This is a genomic window from Bacillus sp. EB600 (assembly GCF_024494385.1).
Classification (GTDB): domain Bacteria; phylum Bacillota; class Bacilli; order Bacillales; family Cytobacillaceae; genus JAEVLT01.
On the sequence record NZ_JAEVLT010000072.1, the window covers coordinates 1 to 7,469 of the forward strand.

6 protein-coding genes are annotated in these 7,469 nt (G+C 38.6%); all 6 read right to left on the bottom strand.

Annotated features, from left to right (window positions below):
* Window positions 1–451: 451 nt before the first annotated feature.
* Window positions 452–736, bottom strand: coding sequence for a hypothetical protein (locus JN080_RS27885; RefSeq protein ID WP_256239205.1), 285 nt, complete (start codon window positions 734–736; stop codon window positions 452–454).
* Between the two features lie 373 nt (window positions 737–1,109).
* On the bottom strand, window positions 1,110–2,447 hold the full coding sequence (locus JN080_RS27890; RefSeq protein ID WP_256239206.1) for a cation:proton antiporter: 1,338 nt from the start codon (window positions 2,445–2,447) through the stop codon (window positions 1,110–1,112).
* A 1,596-nt stretch (window positions 2,448–4,043) separates the two neighbouring features.
* Entirely contained in the window at window positions 4,044–4,826 is a 783-nt protein-coding gene (locus JN080_RS27895; RefSeq protein ID WP_256239207.1) for an SDR family oxidoreductase, read from the bottom strand.
* Between the two features lie 96 nt (window positions 4,827–4,922).
* The gene (gene folE, locus JN080_RS27900) at window positions 4,923–5,546 is read right to left on the bottom strand and encodes a GTP cyclohydrolase I FolE (RefSeq protein WP_256239208.1); all 624 of its coding nucleotides are present in this window, start codon (window positions 5,544–5,546) and stop codon (window positions 4,923–4,925) included.
* Between the two features lie 64 nt (window positions 5,547–5,610).
* Window positions 5,611–6,294 carry a helix-turn-helix transcriptional regulator gene (locus tag JN080_RS27905; RefSeq protein ID WP_256239209.1) on the bottom strand — a complete coding sequence of 228 codons (684 nt, stop codon included), beginning with the start codon at window positions 6,292–6,294 and terminating at the stop codon, window positions 5,611–5,613.
* Between the two features lie 399 nt (window positions 6,295–6,693).
* A partial coding sequence (locus tag JN080_RS27910) for a zincin-like metallopeptidase domain-containing protein (RefSeq protein ID WP_256239210.1) occupies window positions 6,694–7,469 on the bottom strand: 776 nt, incomplete at its 5' end.

Sequence of the window (7,469 nt, forward strand, 5' to 3'; positions counted from 1 at the left end):
TTGTAAAACTGGTTACTGATATGACATTCGTGTTCCTCAGAGCGGAAGTTTGAAGCCGACTTCCTCCGGTTATGAGAGTAACCCCTGCATACCCTTGTCTTTAATCTACAGTTAATAATGCCTTTACTGTTGGGGACCTATATCCGGAGCATGCACCCACGCTGGACACACCATGTAAAGGACGTTTCCAGCTAAGTGGAACGTCCTTTTGGGATGGTTAACTGCCCCTTCTACCTTACTGTATTCCAAGGCGGTTTCCTATGTGTCTTAACCTTCCGGCCGCTTGGAGCTGCTTGTTCCGTAGTAGAATTTGCGGTAGTAAATTCTCTTTCTAATCTTCCCTAATTACTACTCGCCGGTTCTAAAGGGACCTACTAACGCGCATCCCGGCCTTGAAATAAATAAACCACGTCCCTCGATTTCATAAGACGTGGTTAACATCTCAATTAATCTAAAATTCCCTGATATGGTTCAACATTCTGTACCGCTCCCTGCGGTCTGCTGGATCAATTCCACAGGACATTATCCAGCGCGCGGCATTGTCCCTTTGCTCAGGCGTTACTGGCACCCCCAGGCAACTGGATAACTTATCGACTAAACCATATGCCCCTTTCGGTCTGCATAAATCCTCGAGACGGCAATTGCATAGAATACCGCACACCCGTCCAAAAGTAGCGGGATTGGCGATTTTCCGCCGGAAAATCCGCATTAAATATGGATCTATATATGCCACCATTCTCTCCCCTCTCTTTTATTGCGACAAGAATATTTTTAGATGCTTAGCTTATCCTATTCGATTGAATAAATAACGGGGGCGGCTAATATAATAGTTTTCGAATTATAGGCGGACATGAAGTCCATCAAAATTCCATAAGATTAACTTGTATTACGAAAAAGGATGAAACTCTACATTAGGATTTTTTTTTTTTTTGATATCAATCATAATTTTTAGTCAACGAAATAACATCAGCAAAATTAAATGGTCGGAGAACACGTTTATACTCTGTAAGGGATTATCTACGTCAGGATTATTTCCTATATTTGGATGATAGACACTTATTTGTTTTTTTGTAATCAAGATTTGAACCTTTGAAAACGGCTCGATAACCTTATTTGGGAAGCTGTTTGAGTTCGAATACTGCTTCCTCCTGCACCCTACGAATTGTCAGGTGTTCATCACCAGGCATGAGAGGTTTGCCCTTTTTCAAAACATACCTTATCCACGAACCGGCCATCCAAGAGGTTACCAATGCCAGCATGACCAGTATAGCGAAGAAATTTTGATTAATAATCCCGAGGGAGAACGCTACAGTGGAAAGCACAATACCCGGACCACCACGGGCATTCATAGCAGCTGCGAAGTTCACGCTCGTTAGCTTATCCGTCTTGATCAACCGGCATGTGAAGTAAACAACAAGACTCTGCACTATGGTCGCAAAAATCAAATAAAGAACGAAAAACCCGACACTAAAATTCGTCGCAAGGTTCAACTGCAAACCAACAATGGCAAAATAAAGCGGGATGAAGAAAGCAAAGGATATTTCTGAAATGCTGCTCTCCATTCTTTTAAACAGATGTTCTGGCAAGGTAAATTTAGTCGCAATACCAGCCAGTAGAGCCCCATACATGACATCCACTTGAAGAGATCCTGCGATAGCAGACAGCCCAAACAGGATAACCAAGAAATATCCCAAGAATGAGGCACGGAATAAGATGTTTGCACGTTTAGACGTCACTCGTTTAAGTAGCCAAGGAATGACTGCGATACAAACTATCAGGAACGTAAAAGTCACCACAAGACTTTTCGAAACAACCCAGACATCTATGGCACTGCCATTGTTCCCTGCGGCTACAATCCCCGAAGCAACTGCTAAGGCAACCCACAGAATGACGTCGTGCACACCGGCGATTGCGACAACCACTTTCGCAAAACGGGAGTGCATGATTCCGAGGTCAGAAAAGATTTTCGATATCACAGGAATCGAAGTTACCGCTATGGAAATGGCCACAACGATTTTCAAAGCCATGATATTGTTGGCAGGTCCCAGAAATTGAGTTGGATTAAATAGGTAAGTGGATAGCCATCCCACAACGAACGGAATAAACGTTGATCCGATAATAATGGCAATCCCGATTTTTACGTCTGATTTAGCAAATCTGGATTGAAATTTTAATCCGGCGGTAAATAAGAGAAGGATCATCCCAAGCTGATAAATAAGCCCGAATAGATTACCTTCCGTTTTAAAACCAAGGAAAAGCCAATGAAACGCGTCGGGAAAAAAGGAACCCATACACGTTGGACCGAGGAGCAATCCCCCTGCTACTTCACCAATGACACGCGGAATGGCAAGTCGTTCAGCAATGAAACCGAGTACATTGGCTGCTATAAGGAGCGCAACTACTGCAAATAAAAATCGGGTCAGGTCTGCTCCGCCTAAACTAAACATTTATTGTCCCATCTCCTTCAATATTTAATAGTTATTTATACGTATATATGGATCGAATGGGTTGGACATCCACCTAAAGGAAGGGAAAATGGGGATATTCTGGTCTTTTACAACAAGGTTGATACAACAAACAATCCGTTTCCTACATTTACAGTAAGAGCGGTTTTTCTTTAAGCATAAAAAAGCCCCTATCTTCTAACACGATGAGGACTATTAAATCTTTAAGTACTACTGTGAGTATCCTCCCTTAGAGTTGCCGTTAAGAAACGGCTCTTATATTGAAAAATGTTCAAAATAAGTGGAAAAGGAGGAATCGCATTAAAACACATTTATCTGTTCTTTTATGTATAACCCATTATGTAATATCCCCCTTGCTCGAAGTCTCACAATTACTTCGGCATTTTGTGGGATTTTAATCCTCTCCATATTTATACACATCCATTTCTCTAACCCAATTATAAGTTTTAATTTAAATCATACATTTTTACCGTTTAATTTACCTTTAAACTCACTATTCCTTTGAATTAATGGCGCTACTAGCCATATCAGTAAAGTAGTCGGGGATTTTTACCACTCCGCAAAACATGATATTTTTATCAATCTCTGCAAAGAATTCAAAATTTATCCGATTGTCGATATTTTCCCTTTGAGCCTTTCTTTCGCTGATCATAGTTGGGCTTGATTCCATAAAAGCAATTTAAACATTTTAACTTTAAATACCTTTTTTGATGTCTTCTATCCTATATTTAACATTATTAAACTTATATTATGTCAAACATTCGCACTGTACATGTTCTTAAAATGTTAGTATTTTTCCTGCTTTTTCTTATTAACTTTTACCTAGGTTCCAGAACATTTATTCATCTAATTGCCTGTACTTCGCATTAATAAAATGATGTGTATTTAGCACATACTGTAATTAGAGATTATAACTTAAAATATCCGTCAGTTCTTGGGCTAACAGACTTAATTGAATGTAAGATTTCTCTTAAGAGGTATTATACGAATTGTTATGGATTTTCTAATAAAAAATGGTTACCTGTTCCCTTTTTAGAAAGAAAAACAAGTAACCATTATAAATCTATATCATTTTCGTAATCATATATCACAGAATACTTTTCTAGCCACAATTCAACATCTTCAAGTCTTGGTCTAGAATTTTGATCAAGCAATCTCTATACATTTATTGAATAGTTCTTCATTACTAAGACTAATTCTATATCCATTTAAATTTAAAAATGTACTGGCAGCTAAATTCTTTAGCCAAAGCATCTCACCTTTTTTTATTAACGATAACTAATAAAAGGTGGTTGGATCATTCACGAGTCAAGAGTATTGAAGCCGGTAAGGGTCTCTTTCTCAACTTTTGAATAAATGGTTGGCATTACTCCTACTCTCTCCTATTACCTCATCCGCAAAAGCTGCTATCCTATCCCATTAATATCACAAACTAAAGTGTGATAAAATTCAATAAGAGTAACACTTTTCCTGTATCATCGAAGTATTGTGGAAACTTCAATCAAGACTGTAAGTAAGAAACAGGTTGTTTGAAATATTTCAAAATCCATAAAAGAATAGATCACACTGTTTTTCTTATCAAATTGTTTTCTTACTAGAATTGTTATTTAACACATTTTTTCCACCCGTAACCGATATGACAGATCCAGTTATGAAATCGGAATCTTCCTTGCAAAGGAAATGAATGACACGAGCAATATCCTCTCCTGTACCCGTTCTTCCAATTGGATTACTTCGATTGTTTTGTCCTCGTACATCTCCAATATTCATTTCTTTATATCCATCGGGAATATCTCCAGGACAAACCATATTAACAGTGATTCCATTTTCCGCCTCTTCTAAAGCGAGTGTTTTCGTTAATGAAACCACTCCAGACTTTGCTGCGGCATAAGCTGAGCGATATTTCCATCCTGGTGCCGTTTCGGCCCGGTCAAAACCAATGGTAATCATGCGTCCCCACTGGTTTTGACGCATGAACGGCAGAACTAATTTCGATAAATAAAAAACACTGTTTAAATTTCCATTTATCATTAAATGCCACTCATCCATCGTGTAATCACTCATATTTTTTCTTTCCTTAATATACGGTCCGGCATTATGAATAAGGATATCAATTCTACCCATCTCCGAAAGGGTAAGTCGAATAAGATTCTGAACATCTTCATAAAGGCTAATATCTGCTTGAATTGCTATAGATCGAACTCCGTAAGTTTCAGATATAAAACGAGAAGTTTCCCATGCCTTCTCCGCACTGTGGACATAGTTTAAAACGATATCTATTCCCTCTTTGGCTAATTCTAAAGCTGCCCGTTTTCCTAAACCTGTCGCACTTCCGGTTATCAAAGCTACTTTATCCTGCAAAATATCCCCCCTTTAATTACAAATTTCCCGCAAACTTGCACACTTTTAGAGGATAATCAGTATGAAGCATTATCCTTAACATTCAATTATCAATCCTTATCTTTGAAGTAAGGATAAAAATTCTGCTCGCGCTTCCGACTGCTCAGCAAATATCCCCCTAACAGATGAAGTAGTAGTGGATGCGCTGGTCTTTTTGATTCCTCTTCCACACATACACATATGTTTTGCTTCGATAACTACCATCGTTCCTTTTGGCTCAAGAACTTCTTCTATAGCCTCTGAGATCTGTGTTGTAAGACGTTCTTGGACTTGAAATCTTTTGGCGTATCCTTCAACCATGCGCGCTATTTTGGACAAACCAGTTATTTTCTCATTAGGTATATACCCAACATGGGCTACACCGAAAAAGGGTGCAAAATGATGCTCACATACGGAGTGGAACTCAATATCTTTTACAAGAACAAGTTCTTGATGGGAAACATCAAACGTTTTTTCAAGATGTGTTTTAGGATCTTCTCGATATCCCTCCGTATATTCAAGAAATGCCTTAAATACACGATAAGGCGTTTCTAGTAGACCGTCACGGTCAGGATCATCCCCGCATAATTCGATTAAGTCTTTAACACCCTCCATGAATCGATGAGCTTGATTGTTTTTTTTATTTACATCTATTAAATTGGGAAATTCCTTTGTAATTAAGATTTGTGTATCAATGGCCATTTTATTTACCTCCTAAACCTTTTTAATAGAAATAGCGATTAATTAATTTTTAAATGACTCAAAATTAAGTTTCTAGAGTGAAATTAATAGAACCTTCTTCAATAGGCTCATTCAGTAATACTCGGAAGGCACAACGTCCATCCCCATTCTGAAAACGTTCTTCACGTATGACCCTATAGCCAAGTAAACGAGTAAGGACTGAGACGGTCACACTACAAAGGGCTGGACGCCGTTTGGCAACATTAAGGAATGGGCAATTCCGTTCAATCAGGGAGAGCTGCTCACCGGAATGTTCTACTTCCATAAAGGAGTCATCTTCCATATAAATTCCTTTGAGAGCTTCTATTCGTTCCGCCAAATTTAATCCATGTAGACGTGTTTCCCACTCACTTACCCGTGCCTCCGTCATCCTAGATAGTACCTGTGTTAAGGCCTCCGGTCCCAGCTGATCAGCAACGGTGTCAAGGACTTCTACGGTGAGGGAGTCATAATACTTAGGGAATAAGTGATCCCCTTCAGATGTGAGACAATAACACGTCGAAGGACGTCCTCCCCCGTTACCTGAATCTCTTTTCAAGTAACGTCCGATCCACCCTTCATATTCAAGCTGCAAAAGGTGTTGTCGTATAGCTTCACGCGTCATCTCTAGTTGAGAAGCTAATTCAGCAATCGTAGCTGGTCCGTTACGTTTAAGGGCACGAAGGATCATTTGACGGGTTTCTGATAGTTGTTCAACACTCAAACCCACAATAAATTCCTCCTAAATGCAATTTTGTTCTATTTTCACAAGATGTTCCATTTTTAAAAAGTGATATCTGTATTAGTAAGCCTTGAATATCCTCCATAGATATTTTCTTTTAAAATTATAAAATATCAAAACAAGTTATGCAAATTATAACTTGCATAACTTGTTTTTTACAAATAAAAAGTACCGTTTATGTCAGTGTGTCACTTTAGGAGTTATTTTGCACCTATTTTAAGCGCTAGATACCATTTGTAGGCCTTTTGCAAAATAAATCATTTGAAAAACTTTCATTTCTTTCACTCCTTTTATGATGGATCATGTTCACTATGTTCGATTATCCTTTCACCGGCTGACAGGTCAGCCGGTGAACTTTGACTTGTGATATTGTAGGTTCATATATTTTTAATTTTCGATTGTAGGCTGATTCTTTGTTTCTCCTAAAATATAATCGGCTGCCTTCTGTGCTTGTGCTGCTGCTTGCAAGACTAACCGGCTTTCTTTCATTAAAGCTCTAATCCATGAATCAATATAGCTTGCGCTATTTTCTAAAGTACTGTTATCAATTCCAGCTACTCCGTACAACATGGTCGCAGTCATTTCAGCCACTAATTCCTCTTTAGAATAGATTTCATCTCCGAATGCAACTCCTTGAGTCGTGACACCTGGGCGTGCTAAACGGCTTTGATGTCCCGCCGAATGGGCCATTTCGTGAAAAAGGGTGCTATAGTATTCTTCTGGCACTTTGAAGTCTTGATGTGGAGGGCAATTGATCTGATCTTCTACCGGATGATAAACAGCTTTTCCTGAATGGAACGTATAATCAGGGGCATTTGTATATCCCTTAAAAATCTCTTCTGCCTTTTCAATTGGTTCATGGTCAAAGGTTTCAATGTTTCTTTTACTTTCCAATCCTATACACTGTTTAGTAATCTCCCAAACTCGATAATAAAAGGGGTTAGCAAAGGTCTTTTTTTCTTTCGTTTCTTCATCCTCTACTTCTTTCCAAAGCCAATACACAATATGGGAATTTTTCATTTCCTCTTTTTTAATTTGTCCGCCAGCTTCTAAAATCTGTCTTTTAGAAGCATATTCATCAGGTTCGACAAGAAAAGTATTGATTCCTTTGTACGGCTTTTGTGTTTTCCAGTTAACAGTATTTGAATTTGTCCAAGGCTTTT